At 67.8% G+C, this 22,475-nt stretch carries 23 protein-coding genes and 1 pseudogene; 14 read left to right on the top strand and 10 right to left on the bottom strand.

Going from position 1 to position 22,475, the window contains the following annotated elements; translation table 11 throughout:
* Nucleotides 1-453: pseudogene (locus ACREEF_RS01885) on the bottom strand (hypothetical protein); the annotation flags it as partial.
* A 218-nt stretch (nt 454-671) separates the two neighbouring features.
* Between ACREEF_RS01885 and ACREEF_RS01880 the strand changes: the two are divergent.
* Both ACREEF_RS01880 and ACREEF_RS01875 read left to right on the top strand, forming a co-directional pair.
* Complete coding sequence (locus tag ACREEF_RS01880; protein ID WP_431563916.1) at nt 672-1,064, top strand: NADH:ubiquinone oxidoreductase subunit NDUFA12; 393 nt, start codon at nt 672-674, stop codon at nt 1,062-1,064.
* The gene (locus ACREEF_RS01875; protein ID WP_431563915.1) at nt 1,061-1,744 is read left to right on the top strand and encodes a DUF2155 domain-containing protein; all 684 of its coding nucleotides are present in this window, start codon (nt 1,061-1,063) and stop codon (nt 1,742-1,744) included. Before ACREEF_RS01880 ends, ACREEF_RS01875 begins: the two co-directional genes overlap by 4 nt.
* Here ACREEF_RS01875 and aat read toward each other — a convergent pair.
* The 4 genes from aat to aroQ are packed head-to-tail and all read right to left on the bottom strand — an operon-like array spanning nt 1,711 to nt 4,767.
* Nucleotides 1,711-2,406 (bottom strand): leucyl/phenylalanyl-tRNA--protein transferase, encoded by a 696-nt coding sequence (gene aat / locus ACREEF_RS01870; RefSeq protein ID WP_431563914.1) that lies wholly within the window; start codon nt 2,404-2,406, stop codon nt 1,711-1,713. The genes ACREEF_RS01875 and aat overlap by 34 nt on opposite strands.
* A gap of 9 nt (nt 2,407-2,415) precedes the next feature.
* Nucleotides 2,416-3,768 carry an acetyl-CoA carboxylase biotin carboxylase subunit gene (accC, locus tag ACREEF_RS01865; protein WP_431563913.1) on the bottom strand — a complete coding sequence of 451 codons (1,353 nt, stop codon included), beginning with the start codon at nt 3,766-3,768 and terminating at the stop codon, nt 2,416-2,418.
* 8 nt (nt 3,769-3,776) lie between these two features.
* Nucleotides 3,777-4,271, bottom strand: a complete 495-nt coding sequence (accB, locus tag ACREEF_RS01860; protein ID WP_431563912.1) for an acetyl-CoA carboxylase biotin carboxyl carrier protein — start codon at nt 4,269-4,271, stop codon at nt 3,777-3,779.
* A gap of 40 nt (nt 4,272-4,311) precedes the next feature.
* The gene (gene aroQ, locus ACREEF_RS01855; RefSeq protein WP_431563911.1) at nt 4,312-4,767 is read right to left on the bottom strand and encodes a type II 3-dehydroquinate dehydratase; all 456 of its coding nucleotides are present in this window, start codon (nt 4,765-4,767) and stop codon (nt 4,312-4,314) included.
* Nucleotides 4,768-5,007: 240 nt separating this feature from the next.
* Between aroQ and ACREEF_RS01850 the strand changes: the two genes are divergently transcribed.
* From ACREEF_RS01850 to ACREEF_RS01835, 4 genes are all read left to right on the top strand, one after another.
* A complete protein-coding gene (locus ACREEF_RS01850; RefSeq protein ID WP_431563910.1) occupies nt 5,008-5,481 on the top strand; it encodes a hypothetical protein in 474 nt (157 codons plus the stop codon).
* A gap of 176 nt (nt 5,482-5,657) precedes the next feature.
* On the top strand, nt 5,658-5,855 hold the full coding sequence (gene thiS, locus ACREEF_RS01845) for a sulfur carrier protein ThiS (protein ID WP_207826766.1): 198 nt from the start codon (nt 5,658-5,660) through the stop codon (nt 5,853-5,855).
* Nucleotides 5,856-5,974: 119 nt separating this feature from the next.
* Entirely contained in the window at nt 5,975-6,763 is a 789-nt protein-coding gene (locus ACREEF_RS01840; RefSeq protein ID WP_431563909.1) for a thiazole synthase, read from the top strand.
* 88 nt (nt 6,764-6,851) lie between these two features.
* On the top strand, nt 6,852-8,612 hold the full coding sequence (locus ACREEF_RS01835) for a tetratricopeptide repeat protein (RefSeq protein WP_431563908.1): 1,761 nt from the start codon (nt 6,852-6,854) through the stop codon (nt 8,610-8,612).
* Here ACREEF_RS01835 and ACREEF_RS01830 read toward each other — a convergent pair.
* From ACREEF_RS01830 to ACREEF_RS01820, 3 genes are read right to left on the bottom strand one after another with little or no spacing between them, the layout of a single operon-like run.
* Nucleotides 8,542-9,378 (bottom strand): DsbA family protein, encoded by an 837-nt coding sequence (locus ACREEF_RS01830; RefSeq protein ID WP_431563907.1) that lies wholly within the window; start codon nt 9,376-9,378, stop codon nt 8,542-8,544. The genes ACREEF_RS01835 and ACREEF_RS01830 overlap by 71 nt on opposite strands.
* Before the next feature lie 30 nt (nt 9,379-9,408).
* Nucleotides 9,409-10,845 (bottom strand): M48 family metalloprotease, encoded by a 1,437-nt coding sequence (locus tag ACREEF_RS01825; protein WP_431563906.1) that lies wholly within the window; start codon nt 10,843-10,845, stop codon nt 9,409-9,411.
* A gap of 54 nt (nt 10,846-10,899) precedes the next feature.
* Nucleotides 10,900-13,563, bottom strand: a complete 2,664-nt coding sequence (locus ACREEF_RS01820; protein WP_431563905.1) for an Rne/Rng family ribonuclease — start codon at nt 13,561-13,563, stop codon at nt 10,900-10,902.
* 453 nt (nt 13,564-14,016) lie between these two features.
* Between ACREEF_RS01820 and ACREEF_RS01815 the strand changes: the two genes are divergently transcribed.
* Nucleotides 14,017-15,231 carry an N-acetylmuramoyl-L-alanine amidase family protein gene (locus ACREEF_RS01815; RefSeq protein WP_431563904.1) on the top strand — a complete coding sequence of 405 codons (1,215 nt, stop codon included), beginning with the start codon at nt 14,017-14,019 and terminating at the stop codon, nt 15,229-15,231.
* 1 nt (nt 15,232) lies between these two features.
* Here the strand turns inward: ACREEF_RS01815 and ACREEF_RS01810 are convergent, their stop codons facing one another.
* On the bottom strand, nt 15,233-15,877 hold the full coding sequence (locus ACREEF_RS01810; RefSeq protein ID WP_431563903.1) for a uracil-DNA glycosylase: 645 nt from the start codon (nt 15,875-15,877) through the stop codon (nt 15,233-15,235).
* Entirely contained in the window at nt 15,874-16,455 is a 582-nt protein-coding gene (locus ACREEF_RS01805; RefSeq protein ID WP_431563902.1) for an NYN domain-containing protein, read from the bottom strand. Before ACREEF_RS01805 ends, ACREEF_RS01810 begins: the two co-directional genes overlap by 4 nt.
* A gap of 18 nt (nt 16,456-16,473) precedes the next feature.
* On the opposite strand from ACREEF_RS01805, the gene folK reads away from it, so the two are divergent.
* From folK to acpS, 7 genes are all read left to right on the top strand, one after another.
* A complete protein-coding gene (gene folK, locus ACREEF_RS01800) occupies nt 16,474-17,037 on the top strand; it encodes a 2-amino-4-hydroxy-6-hydroxymethyldihydropteridine diphosphokinase (protein WP_431563920.1) in 564 nt (187 codons plus the stop codon).
* An 84-nt stretch (nt 17,038-17,121) separates the two neighbouring features.
* On the top strand, nt 17,122-17,481 hold the full coding sequence (gene rpoZ / locus ACREEF_RS01795) for a DNA-directed RNA polymerase subunit omega (RefSeq protein WP_431563901.1): 360 nt from the start codon (nt 17,122-17,124) through the stop codon (nt 17,479-17,481).
* Between the two features lie 182 nt (nt 17,482-17,663).
* Nucleotides 17,664-19,817 carry a RelA/SpoT family protein gene (locus ACREEF_RS01790; protein ID WP_431563919.1) on the top strand — a complete coding sequence of 718 codons (2,154 nt, stop codon included), beginning with the start codon at nt 17,664-17,666 and terminating at the stop codon, nt 19,815-19,817.
* 29 nt (nt 19,818-19,846) lie between these two features.
* Nucleotides 19,847-20,626: a TIGR00730 family Rossman fold protein gene (locus tag ACREEF_RS01785; RefSeq protein WP_431563900.1), complete on the top strand. Its 780-nt coding sequence runs from the start codon at nt 19,847-19,849 to the stop codon at nt 20,624-20,626.
* Nucleotides 20,627-20,672: 46 nt separating this feature from the next.
* Nucleotides 20,673-21,257 (top strand): orotate phosphoribosyltransferase, encoded by a 585-nt coding sequence (gene pyrE, locus ACREEF_RS01780; RefSeq protein WP_431563899.1) that lies wholly within the window; start codon nt 20,673-20,675, stop codon nt 21,255-21,257.
* 14 nt (nt 21,258-21,271) lie between these two features.
* Nucleotides 21,272-22,030 carry a pyridoxine 5'-phosphate synthase gene (locus ACREEF_RS01775; protein WP_431563898.1) on the top strand — a complete coding sequence of 253 codons (759 nt, stop codon included), beginning with the start codon at nt 21,272-21,274 and terminating at the stop codon, nt 22,028-22,030.
* Complete coding sequence (gene acpS, locus ACREEF_RS01770; RefSeq protein ID WP_431563897.1) at nt 22,027-22,428, top strand: holo-ACP synthase; 402 nt, start codon at nt 22,027-22,029, stop codon at nt 22,426-22,428. The genes ACREEF_RS01775 and acpS overlap by 4 nt, the downstream gene beginning before the upstream one ends.
* Nucleotides 22,429-22,475: the final 47 nt, after the last annotated feature.

Below are 22,475 nucleotides of genomic sequence, written 5' to 3'. Positions count from 1 at the left end.
GGCCAGGCGTTCGCCGCGCCGGGCGGCCGTCAGATCGGCCAGGCGCCGCGCGGCGCCGGGTTCGCTCAGGGCCATGAAGCCGGGGGCGAGCGTGGTCTCGCCGATGGCGGGCGCCGCGAGGCCGAGCAGCAAAGCGGCCCACAGCTCGTCGGTGAAGGCTTCGGCGTCATCGGCGCTGTCGAACAGGCCCAACTCTCGCCCCCAGGCGCCGAGACGATGCGCCCAGCGGTCGGCGGCGCCGCCCAGCCAGGCGGCGTGGTCTTCGTCCAGAGCAGCGGCGTCTTCCGGCAGGTCGATCGGCAGGCTTTCGGCCCAGTCCAGCCAGGCTTCGACGCGAACATCGGACCAGTCGCCGGGAACAAGCGTCGGCGTCATCGCGCCGGGGCGTTCGATCAGGCGAGGCTCCAGCGCCAGGGTCGCGGCGAGGGGAGCAAATCGGGGCTTGATGCGCATCAAACGTCTCCGCGCGTGTCCTGATCGCGACATTAACGACGCCGTGCGAGAGGTTTCAATAAATCTTGCGGTCAGAGTCAGGGTTACCCCCAAGATGTTGATGGCGCGCCGTCGCGTCTCATACCGACCCTGGGCTGGACGCGGGCGGCTGCGGTTTCTATGATCATCTTGCGCCGCCGGACCTCCCCGCGCGGTGGAATTCAAGTGAGTTCGACGACGTGCTGAACAAGATTTTCGCTTGGTGGAACGGCGCCACGATCGGCACCCTGTTCACCGTGGCCCGCCGCGGCCAACTGGTCGGCACGGACGAGTTCGGCAACCGCTATTACCAGTCGCGCGACAACGTCAGCTATGACGGCCGCAAGCGCCGCTGGGTCATCTACGACGGCTATGCCGACGCCTCCAAGGTCCCGCCGGAGTGGCAGGGCTGGCTGCGCTACACCTATGATGAATCGCCCGCTGAGAAGGCTTTGCCCCGCCGCGCCTGGGAAAAGGACCATTTGCCGAACCTGACCGGCACGCCGATGGCGTGGCGTCCGCAAGGCTCGTTGCTGAACGAGGGCAAGCGTCCCGCCGCCACCGGCGACTACCAGGCCTGGAGCCCGGAATGAAACGACGCGTCCTGCTGATCGGCGTAGCCGTGGCGGGACTGGCGGTCTCGGGCGCGGGCATGGCCGGCGCCCTGATGGACCTGCCGCAGGATGCGACTCCGGTTCAGGATCCCGTCGGCGATTTGCTGCGCGACGCCAACCGCGCGCCGCCCCAGGCCACGCCGACGGCCCCTGCGGCTCAGCCCGCGCCGACCGCGCCTGCCGCGACGCCACCCGCCGGCGTTCCGACCCCGCTTCCGGGCGAGCCCGTGGTCCTGGGAACAGAAGTCGCCGCCGTTCAGGAAGAAGCGCCGCCCGAGGCGGCTGCTGCCGAAGCGCCCAAGCCGGCGTCCGCGCCCGTGGCCACGCCCGGCCGCCGCCAGCGCCGTCCGGTCGCCATCATTCACGCCATCGACAAGGTCACGGCCGAGTCGATGCGGTTCGAGGTCGAGGTCGGCGGTCGCCCGGTGCGCTTCAACAAGACCCTGATCTTCAGCGCCCGCGCCTGCGAGGTCTCGGCCTCGGACGAACTGACCGAGGACGCGGTCGCCTATCTGGAAGTCGGGGTTCAGCCGCGCGGCGTCGCCGTGCCGACCGAGGCGCGCCAGATCTTCAAGGGCTGGATGTTCGCCTCATCGCCGGGCGTCAGCGGCCTGCAACACCCGATCTACGACGCCTGGGTGGTCGGCTGTAAGGCATAGGCCACGGCCTCCGCGCCCGTCAGGGGCGCGGTCAGGGCCGACTTGTCAGGCGTCAGGCGCAAGGCGGGCTTCAGCAGCCGCAGATAGGCCGTCTGCGGCGTCTCGACGGCGCCGAACTGGCTCAGGTGCTCGGTCAGGAACTGGGCGTCCAGCAGGCCCCATCCACCCAATCGCAGCCGCGCCACCAGATGCACCAGGGCGACCTTCGACGCATCGCGCGCCCGGCTGAACATACTCTCGCCGAAGAAGGCGCCGCCCAGGGTCACCCCGTAGAGGCCGCCGACCAGCACGTCGTCCTGCCAGCACTCGATACTGTGGGCGTGCCCGCGCGCGTGAAGCTCCAGATAGAGGCGGCGGATCGGATCATTGATCCAGGTGTCCTCGCGGCCCGGCATGGAGGCCGCGCAGGCGTCCAATATGGCGGCGAAGGCCGTATCGACGCGCACCTGGAAGGGCTCGCCTCGGACGGTGCGGCGCAGGCGTGACGGGATATGGAAGCGATCCAGCGGAATGACGCCCCGCTGGTCAGGCTCGACCAGAAAGACGCGCGGATCGTCACGCGCCTCGGCCATCGGAAAGACGCCGCGAGCGTAGCAGGCCAGCAGCTCCTCGGGTCCGAAGACGCCGTAGGGGCTGCTGGCGCTGAACTCGGGGTCGTCCAAGGCGGGCCTTTAGGCCTTGGCCTTCTGGGCGGCGGCCCACTTCTCCAGCCAGTGGATGTCGTAGTCGCCCGACAGGATATCGGGCTCGGCCAACAGCTTCTGGAACAGGGGGATGGTGGTGTCGACGCCGCCGATGACCATCTCGCCCAGCGAACGCTTGAGGCGGGCCAGGGCTTCCTCGCGGTCGCGGCCGTGAACGATCAGCTTGCCGATCAGGCTGTCGTAGTAGGGCGGGATCGAGTAGCCGGCGTAGATGGCGCTATCCAGGCGCACGCCCAGGCCGCCCGGTGCGTGGAAGTCCGTGATCGTGCCCGGCGACGGGGTGAAGGTCTCGGCGTTTTCGGCGTTGATCCGCACTTCGATGGAGTGACCCTCGAAGTGGATGTCGTCCTGGGTGAAGGACAGCGGCAGGCCGGCGGCGATGCGGATCTGTTCGCGCACCAGATCGACGCCCGTGATCATTTCCGTGACCGGGTGCTCGACCTGCAGGCGGGTGTTCATCTCGATGAAGAAGAACTCGCCGTCTTCCCACAGGAACTCGATGGTGCCGACGCCCAGGTAGCCGATGGCGGCGATGGCCTTGTTGACCGTCTCGCCGATCTTCTTGCGACCTTCGGCCGACAGGGCGGGCGAGGGGGCCTCTTCCAGCACCTTCTGGTGGCGGCGCTGCAGCGAGCAGTCGCGTTCGCCCAGGTGGACGACGTTGCCGTGGCTGTCGGCGATGACCTGGATCTCGATGTGGCGCGGCTTCTGGAGGTAGCGCTCCATGTAGACGGCGCCGTTGCCGAAGGCGGCCTTGGCCTCGGTCTGAGCGGTCTGAACGGCCTCGACCAGGTCGTCGGCGGTCAGGGCGACCTTCATGCCGCGACCGCCGCCGCCGGCGGCGGCCTTGACGATCAGGGGGAAGCCGATGGTCTTGGACGCCGCGATGGCGGCCTCGACGGTTTCGACCTCGCCGTCAGAGCCGGGGACGACGGGAATGCCCGCGTCCATGACCGTCTTCTTGGCGGTGATCTTGTCGCCCATGACCCGGATATGCTCGGGCTTGGGGCCGATGAAGGTCAGGCCGTGGGCCTCGATGATCTCGGCGAAGCGGGCGTTCTCGGACAGGAAGCCATAGCCCGGGTGGATCGCCTGGGCGCCGGTGATTTCCGCCGCAGCGATGATCTGCGGGATGTTCAGATAGGACTTGGCCGCTGGCGCGGGGCCGATGCAGACGCTTTCGTCGGCCAGGCGCACCCACATGGCGCCGCGGTCGGCCTCGGAGTGCACGGCGACGGTGGAGATGCCCATCTCCTTGCACGCCCGGTGGATGCGCAGGGCGATTTCGCCGCGGTTGGCGATCAGGACCTTGGTGAACATGACGGGTCTCAGGCTTCCAGCATAACCAGAGCTTCGCCGAACTCGACCGGCTGGGCGTCGCCGACCAGGATTTCCGACACGACGCCGTCGCGCGGGGCCTGGATCGGGTTCATGGTCTTCATGGCCTCGACGATCAGCAGGGTCTGGCCCTTCTTGACCTTGTCGCCCGGCTTCACGAAGGCGGGAGCCTCCGGCGACGGCTGCAGGTAGGCGGTGCCGACCATCGGCGACTTCACCTCTTCACCCTTGCGGGAGACGAGGGCGGCCGGGTCCGACGGCATCGAGGCCGGGGCGGCGGCGGCCGGAGCGGCGTGGGCGACCGGGGCCGGGGCGGCGGCGTACTGGATCGGGGCGGCGGCGACGGTGACTTCACGAGCGACGCGGATACGCAGTTCGCCGCGCTCGACCTCGATCTCGGTCAAGCCAGTGTCGTTGAGGATGTCGGCCAGGCTGCGGATCAGGCCGGCGTCGATGGCGTCGTTCTTGTGCTTGTCGTCGGACATGGGGGTCTCTTCTACTTGATCTTCTTGCGGCGCGAGGGGGTCAGCCCTGGGCCCCGGCGCGGCGCGCCAGATCCAGAGCGGCCCGGACGGCCAGTTCGTAGCTGCGAGGGCCGAAGCCGGCGATGACGCCGGTCGCGGCCAGGGAAACATAGGAGTGATGTCGGAACGCCTCGCGCGCGGCGGGGTTCGACAGATGGCATTCGACCACGGGGATGCTCAGCGTCTTCAACGCATCCAGAAGGGCTACCGAGGTGTGGGTGAAGGCCGCAGGATTGATGACCAGTGCGCTGGCCTCAAGCCGGGCTTCCTGGATCCAGTCGACCAACTGGCCTTCGTGGTTCGACTGGCGGAACACGACCCGCGCGCCCTCGGCCGCCGCCTCGCACATGGCCTGAACATCGGCCAGGGTCTCGTGGCCATAGATGTCCGGCTCCCGAACCCCGAGAAGGTTCAGGTTGGGCCCGTTCAGGACATGCAGGGTGAGGGTTTCGGGCATTCGCTCGCAAAACAGGCGCGCCGTGTCCGCGCGGAATCGAGCGCGCGTTGTAGCTCAGGTGTGGCGCGCCGCAAAGCGGGTGGTTGAAAAGGTTGACGCTGGGGGAGGTGCGGGGTGTCGAACCGGCTATGGAGGTGCCGCAAAGCGGACCGCTTGAATGTCAGCTAGGGGTGGAGAACAGACATTGGACGGCCAAGCTGAGCCACGCTAGGTGTTACGCTGCATCTAGGGAGACAGCCGATGACGCTTGAGAAGCAGTGCCTCGTATTGGGTGGGCTCGGCGTCTTTGTGGGGGCAGGCGTTCACGTTGCCGCATTGGCTGGTGGGCCGCGGTGGATTGAGTTTGTCGGTGCGCCGTCCTCAGTAGTGCGCTCCGCGATGGAGGGCACTTGGCTAGCTCCTGCTGGGGCGCTCGGGATAGCAGCGCTGCTGACTGTGTGGGGGGTATACGCTTTCTCGGGAGCAGGCTGGATCCGTCCGCTGCCACTGCTCAAAACGGTGTTGGGTGGCGTCGCCCTGATTTTTCTCCTGCGCGGCCTCGTCGTCATCCCGTTTCTTAGCCGGGCTAACTGGGCCTCCCCGATTGAGACCTTCGCGGTTGCTGCATCTGCGTTCGTCTTCGTTTTGGGCGCGGCCTACGCCATAGGATTCTGGGGTGTTTGGCGGTCCCAGAGGGCCAACTCGTTGCTCGGTAATGGGACGAAGCTCGCCTAAGGATCCGCAATGGGTCGCGAAGCGAGGTTTGCACATGGTCCAGACGGGAGGAATGTCCGCAACGGGTCGGTTGCGGTCATAAGGTCCGGGATTTGAAGTCCGACGCGTGAACCCTCATTATCTGCGCCACTTGAATGGGGCTTCGCCTCCCGCCTGCATCCCTTGGAGCGAACAGTTTGCGTATCGAAGTCAACGGCGAGGGGCGGGACACCGCCGCCACGACCATTCTGGGCCTGGTTCAGGAGTTGTCGCTGGACCCCAAGAAGGTGGCGGTCGAGCGCAATCTGGAGATCGTGCCGCGCTCGCTGCACGGCGAGACGGCGCTGGCCGAGGGCGACAGGATCGAGCTGGTGCAGTTCGTGGGCGGCGGCTGACGCCGCCCTATCCACCGCTCATCCCGGCGTCCGCCGGGATGAGCGGGAAGGAAGGGGTAGGCCCATCAAATCCCGCAACGCCGCTTCCCCCCACGGCCCGGCGGCGCTAGGTCAGGGGCATGACCGATACAGCCCCCCGCACCGACAGCTGGACCGTCGCCGGCCGCACCTTCAACTCGCGCCTGATCGTGGGCACCGGCAAGTACCGGGACTACGCCCAGAACGCGGCGGCGGCCGAGGCGTCGGGCGCCGAGATGGTCACCGTGGCGGTGCGCCGGGTGAACCTGACCGATCCGAACCAGCCGGTGCTGACGGACTTCCTCGACCCGAAGAAATACACCTACCTGCCCAATACGGCGGGCTGCTTCACCGGCGAGGACGCGGTGCGGACCTTGCGCCTGGCGCGAGAGGCGGGCGGCTGGACCCTGGTGAAGCTGGAGGTTCTGGCCGACCAGCGCACCCTGTTCCCCGACATGGAAGAAACCCTGCGGTCGCTCAAGTTGCTGACCGCCGAGGGCTTTGAGGTCATGGTCTATTGCACCGACGATCCCGTCTATGCGCGCAAGCTGGAAGACGCGGGCGCCGTGGCCATCATGCCGCTGGGCGCGCCGATCGGCTCGGGTCTGGGCGTGCAGAACCCGATCAACATCCGTCTGATCGTCGAGCAGTCCAAGGTGCCGGTGCTGGTCGATGCCGGCGTTGGCACGGCCTCGGACGCCGCCATCGCCATGGAACTGGGCTGCGACGGCGTGCTGATGAACACCGCCATCGCCGAGGCGCGCGATCCGCTGCTGATGGCCAGCGCCATGAAGCACGCGGTCATCGCTGGGCGGGAATCCTATCTGGCCGGTCGCATGAAGAAGCGGTTCTACGCCGATCCGTCCTCGCCGCTGGCAGGCCTGATCTAGGAACCGCGACTCCATTCCGGGATTCCGGGGCGGCTTGCCCGGCCGTCGTCGGACGCGCACTCTCCCGTCTGCTCTGGGGAGAGGGAAGATGCGTTTCGGATTGATGGCCTGCACGGCCCTGGCGGCCTGGATGATCGGGCCGATGGCGGTGGCGGACGCAACCGCGGACAAGGCCGTGCGCGACCTGCTGGACCAGCCGCAGGTCTGCGGTCCCGGCGGCTCGGCCATCGAGGCCATCCCGGCTGACGACATCGTCATGGTCGAGGGCTTCGGAACCGGCGGCTTCAAGATCGATACGACCAATCCCGAGGCCCAGGCCTGGTTCGACCACGGGGTGCGGCTGCGCTGGGCGTTCGAGCACACCGAATCGGTGCGGGCCTTCCGCAAGGCGCGGGCGCTGGACCCGTCCTGCGGGATGTGCGCCTGGGGCGAAGCCTGGGCCATCGGCCCCAATCTGAACGGCGGCGGTCAGGACAAGGCCTCGATCGAGGCGGCCCGCAAGGCCGCCCGCGACGCCCGTGGTCTGGCCCGCGACGCCACGCCGGTGCAGCGCCAGATGATCGACGCCCTGATCCAGCGCTATTCCGGATCGGAAAAGAGCCGCGCCGACCGCTTCGCCCAGCGCATGGACCGGATCGCGCGCCAGAACCCCGATGACGGGGCCATCGCCAACATCACCGCCGACGCCTGGCTGCTGGCCGCTGACGAATGGTGGGACGACGACGGCAAGGCCGCTGATCCGGCCATCCCGCGCGCCATGGGCCTGCTGGAACAGGCCCTGGCCAAGGCCCCGAACGATCCGGGGGCGATCCACCTCTATATCCACCTGACCGAATGGTCGGACGACCCGCACAAGGCCATTCCCTACGGCGAGAAGCTGGCCCTGCTGGCCCCGGCGGCCAGTCATCTGGTGCATATGCCGTCGCATACCTATTACCGCGTCGGGCGCTATCGGGATGCGATGCAGAGCAACGTCAACGCCGTGGCGCTGGACCGGCGCTATGACGCCCTGGCCAAGCCGCCGGGCGGGGTTCCGGCGATGCGGCTGCACGCCCACAACATCCACTTCGGCATGGGCGGCGCCCTAATGGCCGGGGGCGGCGAGGAGGGCTTGAAGCTCGCCGACTGGTTCCTGACCACCTATCCGAACATCGGCGCCCAGGAGTACTGGCGCCAGATCGTCGCCAACAACGCCTACGCCCTCTATGGCCGCTTCGGCACGCCGGAGCAGGTGGCGGCGCTGAAGGAGCCGCCGGCGACCCATCCCTTGCTGCGGATCAGCTGGCGCTATGCGCGGGGCGAGGCCGCCGCGCGGGCGGGTGACGCCGCCGCCGTGCGCGCCGAGGCGGACGCCATCAAGGCCCTGCGTGAGGCGACAACCTTTGTCGGGCCTATGGCCGAGCAGCGGGCGGTCTTCACCGAACTGTCCCAGCGCATTCTGGAAGGCCGGGCGGCCATGATCGAGGGCAATGCGAGCGCCGCCGTCGCCGCCTTCACCCGCGCCGCGCAAATCCAGGCCATGGACGACGAGGGCGGCGATCCGCCGATCATCTGGTATCCGACGCGTCGCAGTCTGGCGGCGGCCCTGCTGGCCAGCGGCGACGCGGCGGGGGCCAAGGCCAGGATCGAGGAACTGCTGAAGGACTGGCCCAGCGACCCTACAGCTATTTCGTGCTGGCCGAGGCCGAGCGGAAGCTGGGCAACGCAGACGCCGCCGCCGAAGCGACCCGACGCGCCAACGTCGAGTGGATCGGCGGCGAACGGACGCTGGTTGCCGCTTAGCGCTTCGCCGCTTCGATCAGCTTGGCGACCTCGCCGGGGTCGATGCTGGGGCTGGCCTTGCCGTTGACGATGAAAGTCGGCGTGCCTTTCAGGCCAAGGGTCGCGGCCGTGGTGTGGATGTCGGTGACGTGGCGGGTCATTTCGGGCGAGGCGATGGCGGCCTGGGCGCTGGTCATGTCGACGCCGTGCTGGGTCAGGATGCCGTCGATGGCGGCGCGGTCCAGAGCGCGCTCGGTCATCAGGGCGTCGTAGATTTCCAGGTACTTGCCCTGCTGATGCGCGGCCAGGGCGGCGCGGGCGGCGTATTGCGAGTTGGTGTCGCTGCCTCGGTCCAGGATGGGCCAGTCCTTGAAGACGAAGCGGACCTCGGGGTGGGCGGCCATCAGGGCGCGATAGTCGTGGGCCACGGCCTTGCAGCCCGGGCAGCGGAAGTCGAAGAACTCGACCACCGTCACCTTGGCGTCGGCGGGGCCGAAGCTGGGGTCGCGCGCGTCGGGGGCCAGAAGCGTCGGGTTGGCGGCGATCGCGGCGGTGACCGCCTGAGCGTGCAATACGGCCTCTTTTTCCTGATCGGCAGCGATCATTGTGTCGCGCGCGGCCAGAACCTCGTCCAGCACCTGCGGGTTCTGGATCAGATAGGACCGCACCCGTCCGCCGAAGTCGCCGCCGGTCAGATAGGGGGCAGCGGACACGCCCAGCGCCAGAACCGAGACGGCCAGAGCCGCGCCGGCCAAGGTCTTGCCGGACAGCGACGACAGGACGCTGCCTTTCGGGGCGGGCGTCGGGGTCTGGGCCTGGGTCTCGGGGGCATCGGGGCGGGCGTCGTCGGTCATGAAAGTCTCGGCAGCAGTAAGCGGGCGGCGTCAGCCGTTGGGCAGGATGACGCCGCGATTGTTGCGCTGTTCGTTGCGGCGCTCGGCGTCGGTGATGTCTTTTTCCGAGGCGCCCGACGACAGGACGATGTCGGTGGCGCGGCGCCATTCGATGGAGTTGCGGTCCAGCATGTCGCGGGCGCGCATGGCGAACTGGTTGGCCTGTTCCGTGCGGCCCAGGGCGAACCAGTATTCGGCCGAGGCCAGACGCGCCTCGCCCTCCTTGCCCTGGCTTGCGTAGGCTTGGGACAGCAGGCGCCAGCCCAGGGTGTTGTCCTTCTCCAGCGCGATGGCGCGCTTCAACTGATCGACGGCGGCGTCCAGATTGGCGGCGTCATTGGTCTCGATCAGGGCGTGGGCCAGGTTGATGCGCAGCAGGGGCGCGTCCGGTTTCAACTCGACGGCCTTCTGATGGGCGCCGATGGCCTCGGCCGGGCGGCTTTCCTCGAACAGAATCTGGCCCTTCAACTCCCAGAAGTAGGGATTGTCCGGCTGTTCGGTCAGCAGATCGTCGACGGCGCCCAGGGCCTTGTCCGTCTGGCCGTCGCGATACCAGGCGATGGACCGGGCGTAGCGGGCGGGCAGGGAGGTGTCGGACGATGGATAGTCGCGCAGCGTCGCGTTCGGGCTGTCCATGAAGGAGCGGATCTTGGCGACCACCAGCGCGTGCTGGGCCATCCGCTCGGGGCTGTCTTGGTGACCGTAATGGGCGGCGGTCTCGACCGGACGACGCAGGGCCTCGATGCGCTGCGACGACAGGGGGTGGCTGCGGAAATAGGGATAGCGGCGCTGGTCCGAGAAGACTTCCTGCGAGCGGAAGTTCTCGAAGAATTCGACCATGCCCTTGCCGGATTCCCCGGCGCGTTCCAGGGCGCGGGCGCCGGTGATGTCGGCCTCACCCTCCTGACTCTGCATATAGCGCAGGGCGCCTAGGGTGCCGAAATACTGGCTGGAGGCCAGAAGCGCTGCGCCCGCGTCCGGCGCGCCCGCGATCGCGGCCAGAGCGCCGAGCGCCATGGTCATGATCATCGGCTGCATCCCGGCGTTCTGGGCGCCGTCGCGCAGGGTGTGGCGGTTCTTGATGTGCCCCGCCTCGTGGGCGATCACGCCCAGAAGCTGGTTGGGGGTCTTGGTCTGCAGGATCAGGCCGGTGTTCAGGCCCATGATCCGCCCGCGCGTGGCGAAGGCGTTCAGGTCCTGATCATTGACCAGCAGGACCTCGACCTCCGAGGGTTCCAGACCCATGGCCGTGAAGACCGGGTCGGACCATTCGCGGATGATTCCCTCGACCTCGGTGTCGCGGATCAGGCTCTGGGCCGAGGCTGATCCGGCCGCCGCCAGCACCGCCACGGCGGCCGTGGCGGAGACGAGCGAGCGGTAGGCGACACGTAGTGCGACACACTTTGCGACACGGGGAAGCCTGGTCATGGCGTACTCCAGAGCGACAGTCTCCCCCGTGTCTTCAAGCCTAATCGTGTCCGATCAACGGCGCCACCAGCCGCGCTTCGGCTTCTCGGGCGGCGCGACGATCTGGTTGGGATCCTCGGCGATGATGGCGGCCACGTCGACTTCGGGCGTCGGTGCGGGCGTCGATTCGACGACGGAGACCGGCTCGGGCGCGGTTTCAGGCTCAGGAGCCAGAGCCTGCTCGATGGCGGCCTCGACCTTGGCGGCGATCACGGGTTCCACGTCCAGCTGGGCGGGGACCGCGGCCGGTTCGGCCTCGGCTTCAGCGGGCGCTTCGATCACGGCCTCGGCGGCGACGTCGGCGCTGACCTTGCGGCGCACACGGCGACGCTTGGGCGCCTCGACGGCTTCGACCACGGTCTCAGGCGCATTGGCGACGTCTTCCTCGGCGGGAATGATCGTGGCGATCGGCGTGTCCGGCGAGCCGACGGGGGGCAGGCCCTCGTTGACGGCGCGGTCCTCGACCTTGGCCTCGTGGGTCAGGCCGCCGCGATCCCGGCCGCGACCGCGACCGCGACGACGGCGCGAACGGCCGCCTTCACGCTCGGCGCGTTCGCCTTCCGGACGCTCGTCGGCGACGGCCTCGACGTCGCGGGCTTCCGAAGCCTCGATCGGCGCGCGTTCGCTGCGCGGGGCCGGGTTGATCGGGTCGAACCAGACGTAGGGATCGTCCAGCGACGGCGTGCGGCCGCGCACCCAGGTGAAGGCGTCGCGTTCGCCGTCTTCACGCATGCGGCGACCGCCACGACGGCCGCGACGGCGGCGACGGCCGGCCTCGCTGTCGTCGTCCTCGTCGTCGGCGGCGACGACATCAACGGCTTCTTCCGAGCCTTCCTCATCACGGCGACCGCCGCGACGGCGGCGACGGCGGCCGCGGCCGCGGCCTTCGCCGTCGTGATGCTCGGCGCGCTCGCGGGCCTCGTCGTCGTCGGTGTCTTCGCGGTCCAGGTCGGCTTCGTCCTCGTCGTCGCCGCCGATGACTTCCTCGTCCTCGTCTTCGTCCTCGTGGTCGAAGGCGTGGTCGTCATAGCCGTCGTCCAGCTCGGCGGCCGAGATGTGGGTGACGGTCGGGACGAAGTCCTCGTTGGTCGAGGTGCGCTCGATGGCGTGCTCGCCCTGGGCCAGGCTGTCGTCGATCTGGATGACGACGTTCAGGCCGCGCTGTTCCAGCAGACGCTGCAGATAGCTGCGCTTGTGGTTCAGGATGTAGAGGGCGACGGCGGTCGAGACGCGCAGGTTGACCGAACCGGCGCCGTTGCGGCCGGCTTCGATGTCCACGGCGCGCAGAGTGGTCAGGGCGGCGCTTTCCGCCGAGCGGATACGGCCGGCGCCCTGGCAGTGCGGGCAGGCCTCGGTGGCGCCTTCGATCACGCCCAGGCGACGGCGCTGGCGGCTGATCTCCATCAGGCCGAAGCCCGAGATGCGGCCCATCTGGATGCGGGCGCGATCCTTGGCCAGGGCGTCCTTCAGCGCCTTCTCGACGGCGCGGTTGTTCTTGCCTTCATCCATGTCGATGAAGTCGATGACGATCAGGCCGGCAAGGTCGCGCAGACGCAGCTGGCGAGCGGCCTCGACGGCGGCTTCCAGGTTGGTCTTGGTGGCGGTGGCCTCGACATTGCGCTCCTTGGTGGAACGGCCCGAGTTGACGTCGATGGCGACCAGGGCTTCGGTCTGATTGATCACCAGATAGCCGCCCGACTTCAGCGGCACGACCGGCTGGTGGATCTGGGTCAGCACCTCTTCGATGCCGTTGGCGGCGAACAGGGGCTTGGAGCCCTGATAGAGGTGGATCTTCTTGGCCTGCGACGGCATCAGCACGCGCATGAAGTCGCGGGCTTCCTTGAAGCCTTCCAGGCCTTCGACCTGAATGCCGTCGAAGTCCTTGTCGTACATGTCGCGCACGGCGCGGCGAACGAGGTTTTCTTCTTCGTAGATGACAGCCGGGGCGTTCGACTTCAGCGTGGTCTCGCGGATCGTCTCCCACAGACGCAGCAGGTATTCATAGTCGCGCTTGATCTCGGCGCGAGTGCGCTTGGCGCCGGCCGTGCGGATGATCAGGCCCATGCCCTTGGGCACCTTCAGCGCCGAGGCGGCGGCCTTCAGGCGGCGACGGTCGGAGGTGTTGGTGATCTTGCGCGAAATGCCGCCGCCCTTGCCGGTGTTCGGCATGAGGACGCAGTAACGGCCGGCCAGCGACAGCCAGGTGGTCAGGGCCGCGCCCTTGGCGCCGCGCTCATCCTTGACGACCTGCACCAGCAAGATCTGACGGCGCTTGATGACGTCCTGGATCTTGTAGCGACGCATCAGGCGGCGCTTCAGACGTTCCTCGTCGGCCAGGCCGCCTTCGGACTCGTCGTCGCCTTCACGGCCCAGATCGTCGTGATCGTCGTCGTCCGAGTTCGCTTCGGCCATGATGGCTTCGCGGTCGGCGACCGGGATCTGGTAGTAGTCCGGGTGGATTTCGTTGAAGGCCAGGAAGCCGTGACGATTGCCGCCGTACTCGATGAACGCAGCCTGGAGGCTGGGCTCTACGCGGGTGACCTTGGCGAGATAGATGTTGCCGCGAAGCTGGCGGCGGGCCGTGGATTCGAAATCGAATTCCTCAACCTGGCGTCCGTCCACGATGGCGACGCGGGTTTCTTCCGCGTGCGCCGCATCGATCAGCATTGTCTTTGACATTAAAAGTCTCTCTCTGGCGCGCCAGGCCGGGCCCTGCGGATACATCCGCGGACAAGGGGGCGGCTCGCCGAATGGAAATGGGGGCCAAGGCGCGCGTCATCCCCTCGCGGTAAGCGAGAGCGGCATCAAACTGCCGGTCGGGAGCGCAGGCGGGTCGGCCCATGAGGTTCTGTCGGTCCTGGATCCGAACGCGCCGTTCAAGGCCGCGTCCCGGACCCGTTCGTCAGATCGTCGGCCAGGCCGGGCGATCCTCGGAATGAGGTGAAAGTCAGCGTTGCGAGGAGGGCGCGCCCGCCCTGCGGAAACATGCAGAGGGCGCGATCGTTCGCGAACGGATCACACCATAGGCCTAACTTGTGGAAAATAAAAGAACCGCCGCCGTTACAGGTCTTAACGAAATCCTTAGCACGTTTGCTCACCCTGTCGGCTGAACCAGAAGGGTGAAGTCCGTCCATGTATGGCCGGTGGCGTGACAATCTGGCCCGTTGGGGCGTGCGTGAATGGGCGATGACGGGCCTGGCCCTCGTCGTGATTTGCGCCGTCGTGCTGACGGCTGGGCGCGGCCTGGCGTTTGGCTCGGACAGTGAAATCAAGGCCGTCCGTTTCGGCGGAGACGCCCAGCGCACCCGCATCGTTCTGGATCTGGGCAAGAACACGCGCGGTCAGGTGATCGAGGACGGATCGACTGGCCGGGTCGTCGTGTCCATGTCGGGGATCACGCCGGGGCGCGGACTGGACGGGAACGGCTCAGGCCTGGTGCGCAGCTATGAAGTCAGCGCGACCGGCGGTGCGACGCGCGTGCGTCTGGACCTGGCGCGCGGCGCCGAAATCGAGCGCCGCTTCCTGCTGCCGCCGGGCGACGGGGCTCAAAACTATCGCTACGTCATTGATCTGAAGGCCACAGGCGCCGCCGCGTTGATCCCCGCCGCGCCGCCGCGCCGCGAACAGGCGCGCGCCGAAAAGCCCCTGATCGTCATCGACGCCGGTCACGGCGGCCGCGATCCGGGCGCTCAGGGCGTTCACGCCCAGGAAAAGGCCGTCACCCTGTCCGCCGCGCGCGAGCTGAAGGCCGCGCTGGAGCGCACCGGCCGCTATCGCGTGCGCCTGACCCGTGACGGCGACGTCTATGTCGTTCACGGCCGCCGGGTGCAGATCGCGCGCGACGCGGGCGCCGACCTGTTCATTTCCCTGCACGCCGACGCCGGGACCGACCCGGCCCTGCGCGGCGCCAGCGTCTATACCCTGTCGGAGCAGGGCGCGGGCCGGGCGGTGCGCGAGTTCACGCGCGGAGACGACTGGCAGCGCGATCTGCGCTTGCCGGGCCGTGACCCCTCGGTCGACCGCATCCTGCTGGACATGACCCAGCGCGCCACCCAGAACCGTTCGGCTCAGTTCGCGCGGGTGCTGCTGACGCATCTGGAAGGCGGAGATCATCCGCTCCTGCGCCGCAGCCACCGCGACGCGGGTCTGGCCGTGCTGCTGGCGCCCGACGTTCCGGCCATCCTGTTCGAGATGGGCTTCATCACCAATCCGGAGGACGAGCGCGTCCTGACCGACGAACGGGCGCGTCGCCGCCTGATGCGTTCGGTCGCCGAGGGTATCGACCGCTACTTCCGCGAACCCTCGGCGCCGGTCATGGTGGCCGGCGAGGTCGCCGGCGGCGGCTGATCTACTCCTCCAGCGCCAGCTTGGCGCGGTGGAAGATCTCCTCGAACATCTGCGGCGTCAGCCGGCCCGTGTTCGTGTTCAGCCGCGAGCAGTGATAGCTGTTGATGATCGTATAGCCGCCGACCTTGCCCTCGACGCCGTGTCCGGCGGGGATGGCCGTGCCGGGATAGCCGAGCGTTCGCAGGATGCTGCGGCGCGACACGTCGCCCAAGGTGACGATCACCTTCAACCGGGGCAGGGCGGCCAGACGGTCGACCAGGAAGGGACGGCAGGTGTTCTCCTCTTCGCCCGTCGGCTTGTTCAGCGGCGGGGCGCAGCGCACGGCGTTGGTGATCATGCAGTCGACCAGCGTCAGGTCGTCGTTTCCATCGGGATCGTAGCCGCCCTGGGCGAAGCCGGTCTTCCTCAGGGTGTCGTAGAGCAGCCATCCGGCGTGGTCGCCGGTGAAGGGGCGGCCGGTCCGGTTGGCTCCTGTGCGACCCGGCGCGAGCCCTGCGATCAGCAGCCGCGCATTGGGATCGCCGAAGGACGGCGCAGGACCGTTCCACCAGTCGGGGTTCTGGCGGATGTTTTCCTGCCGATAGGCGACCAGGCGTGGGCACAGGGGGCAGTCGCGCGGCGGCTCGGGGTTCAGGGCGCGGGTCATGTGCGGTCCTCCCGGTCGAAGGTGCGGGCCGTGGCCTGAGGAGTGGCGCTCTTGGGTTTGCTGAAGTGGGGCGCGACATCGGCCAGGTCGATGAAGGCGTCGGCCTGACGGCGCAGTTCGTCAGCGATCTGAGGCGGCTGGGTCCGGGTGGTCGAGACCACGGTGACGCGCACGCCTTTGGCCTGAATCGCCTGCACCAGTCGGCGGAAATCGCCGTCGCCCGAGAACAGGATCATGTGGTCCAGGCGCGGCGCCAGCTCCAGCATATCGACCGCGATCTCGATATCCATATTGCCCTTGATGCGCGAATGGCCCTGGGCGTCGGTGAAGCGCTTGACCGGCTTGGTCACCACCGTGAAGCCGTTGTAGTCGAGCCAGTCGACCAGCGGCCGGATCGGCGAGAACTCTTCGCCCTCGACCACTGCCGTGTAATAATAGGCGCGCACCAGCTGGCTCTTCTGGCCGAACCAGTCGGACAGCTTTCTGAAGTCGAGATCGACATTGAGCGCCTTGGCCGCCGAGTAGAGGTTGGCGCCGTCGATGAACAAGGCGATGCGGTCGCCCGTGTGGCCAGTCATGAATATGAGTCCGTGGAAATGGTCGAGAATATAAGCGTCCCGACCGAAATCCCCGAGGGCGACCTCGATCTGGACGGCGCAGTCATCGTCGCCCTGGGCTGCAATGACAAGGGCGTCTGGGCCTCTTGCGAAGAGTCGCTGGAAGCCGCCCTGGCGCGCTTCCGGGCCGAGGGCGTCGATGTTCTGGCCCGCTCGTCCTGGTGGTCGTCGAAGGCCTGGCCCGATCCGACCGACCCGCCCTTCCTGAACGGGGTGGTGATCGTGCGGACCGCGCACGATCCCGGAACCCTGATGAGCAAGCTGGCCCGGATCGAGGACGTGTTCGGCCGCCGCCGCAGCGTCCGCAACGCGCCGCGCACCCTGGATCTGGACCTGATCGCCTATGGGCGGCTGAGCGGTGATCTGGAGGGGCTGATTCTGCCGCACCCGCGCGCGGCCGAGCGGCTGTTCGTCATGGGGCCGCTGGCCGAGATCGCGCCGGACTGGAGGCATCCCGTCGTCGGGGGAAGCGCGGCCGCCCTTGCCGCCGCCTGCTCCGTCGGGTTAGACGCGCGTCCTGTTCCGGCGAAAGCGCGCGCCTGAGGCCCCATTCTGGCCTTCGCGGCGTTGCACAATCACGTCTAACCCTATATTTTGTGCGGTTCTCCCTGCCGCCAGAGGAAATTCATGGCCCGCGTCACTGTCGAAGACTGCATCGAGAAGGTGCCGAACCGCTTTGGTCTGGTTCTGCTGGCCGGCCACCGCGCCCGCAACATCGCCAACGGCGCCGCGCTGACGCTCGATCGCGACAACGACAAGAACCCGGTCGTGGCCCTGCGCGAAATCGCCGACGACACCGTCGTGCCGGAAGAGCTGCGCGAGAACATCATCACCACGCTGCAACGCGTCGATGAGCGCACGGAAGCTGAGGACGAAGCCGAAGTCGTGGCGCTGCTGGCCGAGCCGCAGCACATGAACATGGCTGAGGCCGAACTGATCCGCGCCCTGCAAAGCGACCGGGACGGCGGCCAGGAGGAACGCTACTGACGGCTGAGCCAGTCAACGGCGTCACTATCCTTCCGGCGCGGTCCCCCGCGGACCCGTCGCCGGACCAAGTCGCGAATCAGATAGACCAGTCGGCGTCGCTCCTCACCGGGGCGGCGCCGTTGTCGTCTGAAGCACCCTCCCAGTCCGAGTCCCAAGTGCCTGAAGCCAAGCGCGCGCCGATCATGCGCCAGTTCGAATTGATCGAGGCGGTCAAGGCCTATGACCCGACCGCCGACGAGGCGCTGCTGAACCGCGCCTATGTCTATGCGATGAAGATGCACGGCTCGCAGCTGCGGGCGTCGGGCGATCCCTATTTCGCGCACCCGATCCAGGTCGCGGGCATCCTGACCGACTACAAGCTGGACACAGCGACCATCGTCACGGCCCTGCTGCACGACGTGGTCGAGGACACCTCGGCCACCCGTGACGACATCGCCGCCATGTTCGGCGAAGAGGTCGCCGTCCTGGTCGAGGGCGTGACCAAACTGTCGCGGCTGGAGCTTCAGGCCGAGCACACGCGCCAGGCCGAGAACCTGCGCAAATTCATCCTGGCCATCTCCAAGGACGTGCGGGTCCTGTTGGTCAAGCTGGCCGACCGCCTGCACAATATGCGCACCCTCCAGTATGTGAAGCCGGAGAAGCGCGAGCGCATCAGCCGCGAAACGCTGGAAGTCTATGCGCCCCTGGGCCGCTCCATCGGCATCCACTCCATCGCCTCCGAACTGGAGGAACTGGCGTTCGAGCATCTGAACGCCACCGCGCGCGTCGCTATTCAGCGCCGTCTGGAGGCGCTGAAGCTGGAGCACGGCCGCGCCATCGAGGGCGTGTCGCGCGAGATCGAACTGGTTCTGAGCGAGGCGGGCGTCCGCGCCCATGTGAGGGGCCGCGAGAAAACTCCCTATTCGATCTGGCGCAAGCTGCAGCGCAAATCGGTCGGCTTCTCGTCCCTGTCCGACATCTACGGCTTCCGGGTGATCGTCGAGGCCGAGGACGACTGCTATCGCGCCCTGGGCGTCATCCACCGCGCCTGGCCGATGGTGCCGGAGCGGTTCAAGGACTTCATCTCGACGCCCAAGTCGAACAACTATCGCTCGCTGCACACCACGGTCGTCGGCCCCGGCGGCCTGCGCATCGAGATGCAGATCCGCACCGAGATCATGGACCGCGTGGCCGAGGACGGGGTGGCGGCCCACTGGGCTTACAAGAACCATTCCTATGGCTTCGACCGCGAGGCGATGGAGGCGGACGGCGGGCGCGACCCGCTGCTGAACCTGCGCCATCTGGTTCAGGTCATTGAGCACGGCGAGGGCGGCGAGGATTGGGTCGAGCACGCCAAGCTCGAAATGTATCTGGATCAGGTCTTCGTCTTCACGCCCAAGGGCGCGCTGATCACCTTGCCGCGCGGCGGCATGGCGCTGGACTTCGCCTATGCAGTCCACACCGAGGTCGGCGACACGGCGGTGGGCGTCAAGATCAACGGCGAACTGAAGCCGATGCGCACGGCGCTGCAGAACGGCGACGTGGTCGAGATCATCCGCGGGACCAAGCGCGAGGTGCCGACGGACTGGCGCAGTCTGACCGTCACCGGCCGGGCGCGCTCGGCCATTCGCCGCCACATCCGCACATCCGAACGCGACGAGTTCGTGCGTCTGGGCAAGGCGACGCTGGAGCAGACGTTGGAGCGAGCGGGCAAGTCGCTGGCCGCCGTCACGTTGAAGACAGTGCTGGAAACCCACGCCATCGCCTCGGAAGACGACCTGTTCGACGCCATCGGGCGGGGGCGTCTGGCCGCGACCAAGGTGGCCGAGACCATCTTCCCGGCGCTGAAGGGCCAGTTGAAGGCAGGGCCGGAGCGCAAACGGATCGGCAACGAACAGGCGCGCCTGTTCGTGCGCGGCAGCGGCCTGACGCCGGGCGTCAGCATCCATTTCGGCTCCTGCTGCAGCCCTGTGCCGGGCGACCGCATCGTCGGCATTCTGGAACCCGACAAGGGGCTGACGGTCCACACCATCGACTGTCAGACCCTGGCTGACTTCGCCGACGACGACTCGGTCTGGCAGGACCTTCAATGGACGCCGCAGGCGGAACAGGACGCAGTGGCCTCGGCCCGTCTGCGCGCCACGATCCGCAATGCGCCCGGCGTGCTGGGCCAGGTGGCGACCATCATCGGCGAGGCCGGCGGCAATATCCTGAACCTGTCGATGGCCCATCGTCAGCAGGACTTCTTCGACGTCGACATCGACGTGGAGGTCGAGGATGCCCGCCACGCGACCATGATCATCGCCGCCCTGCGCGCCAATCCGTCCGTCGACACCGTGGATCGAGCGCGCGGCTGATCTCTGCGCGCGTTTGAATGAAGGCCGAAATGACGCCCAAACAGCAAGAAGTCGCCAACGCCGCCCAGCTGGCGTCGCCCTCCTATCGTCTGGCCGCGCTGGATCAGGACTTCCTGCTGGGCGAGTCGATGCGCGGCGTGCGTTTCCAGATGGAATACCAGAAAGCCGAGGAAGAGCTGAAGGCCTGGGGCGTCCGCTCGACCATCGTGGTGTTCGGCAGCGCCCGCGTCGGCGTGAACGGCGACGGGCGGCACGCCTACTGGTACGAACAGGCACGCCAGTTCGGCCGCATCGCCTCGGAGCGGGGCGGGGCCTTCCGCGGGGCGCCGGGCGAGGTGCGCGACAACGTCATCGCCACCGGCGGCGGGCCGGGCATCATGCAGGCCGCCAACCAGGGCGCGCATGAAGCGGGCGCGCCCTCGATCGGCTTCAACGTCACCTTGCCGCATGAACAGGTTCCGAACCCCTGGTCGACGCCGGAGCTGACCTTCCAGTTCCACTACTTCGCCATGCGCAAGATGCACCTGGCCATGCGGGCCAATGGTCTGGTGGTCTTCCCCGGCGGCTTCGGCACGCTGGACGAGCTGTTCGAGATCCTGACCCTGCGTCAGACCGACAAGGCGCCGCCGATCCCCATCGTCCTGTTCGACGAGGCCTATTGGCGCTCGGTGATCAATTTCGACACCCTGATCGAGCACGGCATGGTCAAGGCCTCGGACATGGCGCTGTTCTCGTTCGCCGACGACGCCGAAACCGTCTGGACTAGGCTGCTGGAAGGCGGCGTCAAGCCTAACTGCGATCTGACCTAGATCGGTCGCTTGAGGGGGAGAGGCGCAGGGTCTAAGGGACGCTCTCATGAACACTGAAGACGTCCTCAACGAATTCCGCGACGCCGGCGCCCTGCGCGAAGGCCATTTTGTCCTGTCGTCCGGCCTGCACAGCCCGGTCTTCCTGCAGAAGAACCTGGTCTTCATGGACACGCGCCGCTGCGAGCGCCTGTGCAAGGCCCTGGCCGAGAAGATCGTGGCCACGGTTGGTCCGGTCGACGTGGCCATCTCGCCCGCCGTCGGCGGCATCATTCCCGGCTATGAGACAGCGCGGCACCTGAACGTGCGCTCGCTCTACGTCGAGCGCGAAGGCGGCGAGTTCAAGCTGCGTCGCGGCTTCACCGTCGAGCCGGGCGAGAAAGTCGTCATGGTCGAGGACATTGTCACCACGGGGCTTTCTTCGCGCGAATGCATCGCCGCCATCCAGAAGGCCGGGGGCGAGGTGGTCGCCGCCGCCTGCATCGTTGACCGCTCGGGTGGACGCGCTGACGTGGGCGTGCCGCTGATCGCCCTGGCGACGCTGGACGTCCCGGCCTACCCGGCCGACGCCCTGCCGCCCCAACTGGCCGCCCTGCCGGTCGAGGATCCGGGCAGTCGCCGGCTGTCCAAGTAAGAAGAGGGAACGGGATGAAGCGCGAGCGGGTTCGTCTGGGCGTCAACATCGACCACGTCGCCACGGTTCGTAACGCGCGCGGCGGCGCTCATCCCGATCCGGCCCGCGCGGCCGAGGCGGCGCTGGCGGCGGGGGCGGACGGCATCACCGCCCACCTGCGCGAGGATCGCCGCCACATCACCGACGCCGACATCGACGTGCTGACGGCCCTGTGCCGTCGCGCGGGCAAGCCGCTGAACTTCGAGATGGCGGTGACGGAAGAGATGCTGGCCATCGCCCTGCGCCATCGTCCGCACGCCGCCTGTCTGGTGCCGGAGCGGCGCGAGGAGGTCACGACCGAGGGCGGTCTGGCCGTCGCCGGTCACGAGGCGCGCATCGCCCCGGTGGTGAAGGCCCTGTCCGACGCCGGCATCCGCGTCAGCCTGTTCATCGAGCCGTCCGAAGCCCAGGTCGAGGCCGCAGCCGCCGTGGGGGCGCAGGTGGTCGAGTTCCACACTGGCCGCTATTGCCACCTGACCGATCCGGCCGAGCGCGCCTTCGAGTTGGACCGTCTGGCCGCCGCCGCCGCCCAGGCCGACATTCTGGGGCTGGAGGTCCACGCCGGGCATGGCCTCGACTACGCCACCGCCAGCGTGGTTCTGGCCATTCCCGAGATCAAGGAACTGAACATCGGCCATTTCCTGATCGGGGAGGCGGTCTTCGTCGGTCTGGACGCCGCCATCCGCCGGATGCGGACGGCGATGAACGAAGCGACCAGCGGAGTGAACCGGTGATCATCGGCATCGGCGCCGATATGTCGGACATCCGGCGCATCGAGGCGTCGCTGGCCCGCTTCGGCGACCGGTTCAAGAACCGCGTCTTCACCGAGATCGAGCGCACCCGTTCGGACCGCAAGCCGGACCCGGCGTGGAGCTACGCCAAACGGTTCGCGGCCAAGGAGGCCTGCGCCAAGGCGCTGGGCACCGGGATGCGGTCCGACGTCTATTGGCGCGACATGGGGGTGGTGAATCTGAAGTCGGGTCAGCCGACCCTGGCCCTGACCGGCCACGCCGCCGAGCACCTGGCGCGGCTGACCCCGCCGGGTCATGAGCCGCGCATCCACCTGACCCTCAGCGACGAACACCCGTATGCTCTCGCTTTCGTGGTGATCGAAGCCTTGCCCGTGGCGTAATCAGCCTTTACGCCTCAGGCTTCCAACCCCGCGTTCGGCGGGGGATT

Origin of the sequence: Brevundimonas sp., from assembly GCF_050729455.1 — a bacterium.
In the GTDB taxonomy this organism is placed as follows: Bacteria; Pseudomonadota; Alphaproteobacteria; order Caulobacterales; family Caulobacteraceae; genus Brevundimonas.
The sequence above is the reverse complement of the archived record's forward strand: the minus strand, read 5'-3'. Positions and strand labels throughout refer to the sequence as shown.

What these genes read in the sequence shown, in the direction of transcription:
- ACREEF_RS01875 (WP_431563915.1), top strand. Translation starts at nt 1,061, where the DNA reads ATGAAACGACGCGTCCTGCTGATCGGCGTAGCCGTGGCGGGACTGGCG.
- accC (WP_431563913.1), bottom strand. Translation starts at nt 3,768, where the DNA reads ATGTTCACCAAGGTCCTGATCGCCAACCGCGGCGAAATCGCCCTGCGC.
- accB (WP_431563912.1), bottom strand. Translation starts at nt 4,271, where the DNA reads ATGTCCGACGACAAGCACAAGAACGACGCCATCGACGCCGGCCTGATC.
- aroQ (WP_431563911.1), bottom strand. Translation starts at nt 4,767, where the DNA reads ATGCCCGAAACCCTCACCCTGCATGTCCTGAACGGGCCCAACCTGAAC.
- ACREEF_RS01850 (WP_431563910.1), top strand. Translation starts at nt 5,008, where the DNA reads ATGACGCTTGAGAAGCAGTGCCTCGTATTGGGTGGGCTCGGCGTCTTT.
- ACREEF_RS01840 (WP_431563909.1), top strand. Translation starts at nt 5,975, where the DNA reads ATGACCGATACAGCCCCCCGCACCGACAGCTGGACCGTCGCCGGCCGC.
- ACREEF_RS01835 (WP_431563908.1), top strand. Translation starts at nt 6,852, where the DNA reads ATGCGTTTCGGATTGATGGCCTGCACGGCCCTGGCGGCCTGGATGATC.
- ACREEF_RS01830 (WP_431563907.1), bottom strand. Translation starts at nt 9,378, where the DNA reads ATGACCGACGACGCCCGCCCCGATGCCCCCGAGACCCAGGCCCAGACC.
- ACREEF_RS01825 (WP_431563906.1), bottom strand. Translation starts at nt 10,845, where the DNA reads ATGACCAGGCTTCCCCGTGTCGCAAAGTGTGTCGCACTACGTGTCGCC.
- ACREEF_RS01820 (WP_431563905.1), bottom strand. Translation starts at nt 13,563, where the DNA reads ATGTCAAAGACAATGCTGATCGATGCGGCGCACGCGGAAGAAACCCGC.
- ACREEF_RS01815 (WP_431563904.1), top strand. Translation starts at nt 14,017, where the DNA reads ATGTATGGCCGGTGGCGTGACAATCTGGCCCGTTGGGGCGTGCGTGAA.
- ACREEF_RS01810 (WP_431563903.1), bottom strand. Translation starts at nt 15,877, where the DNA reads ATGACCCGCGCCCTGAACCCCGAGCCGCCGCGCGACTGCCCCCTGTGC.
- ACREEF_RS01805 (WP_431563902.1), bottom strand. Translation starts at nt 16,455, where the DNA reads ATGACTGGCCACACGGGCGACCGCATCGCCTTGTTCATCGACGGCGCC.
- folK (WP_431563920.1), top strand. Translation starts at nt 16,474, where the DNA reads ATGGTCGAGAATATAAGCGTCCCGACCGAAATCCCCGAGGGCGACCTC.
- rpoZ (WP_431563901.1), top strand. Translation starts at nt 17,122, where the DNA reads ATGGCCCGCGTCACTGTCGAAGACTGCATCGAGAAGGTGCCGAACCGC.
- ACREEF_RS01790 (WP_431563919.1), top strand. Translation starts at nt 17,664, where the DNA reads ATGCGCCAGTTCGAATTGATCGAGGCGGTCAAGGCCTATGACCCGACC.
- ACREEF_RS01785 (WP_431563900.1), top strand. Translation starts at nt 19,847, where the DNA reads ATGACGCCCAAACAGCAAGAAGTCGCCAACGCCGCCCAGCTGGCGTCG.
- pyrE (WP_431563899.1), top strand. Translation starts at nt 20,673, where the DNA reads ATGAACACTGAAGACGTCCTCAACGAATTCCGCGACGCCGGCGCCCTG.
- ACREEF_RS01775 (WP_431563898.1), top strand. Translation starts at nt 21,272, where the DNA reads ATGAAGCGCGAGCGGGTTCGTCTGGGCGTCAACATCGACCACGTCGCC.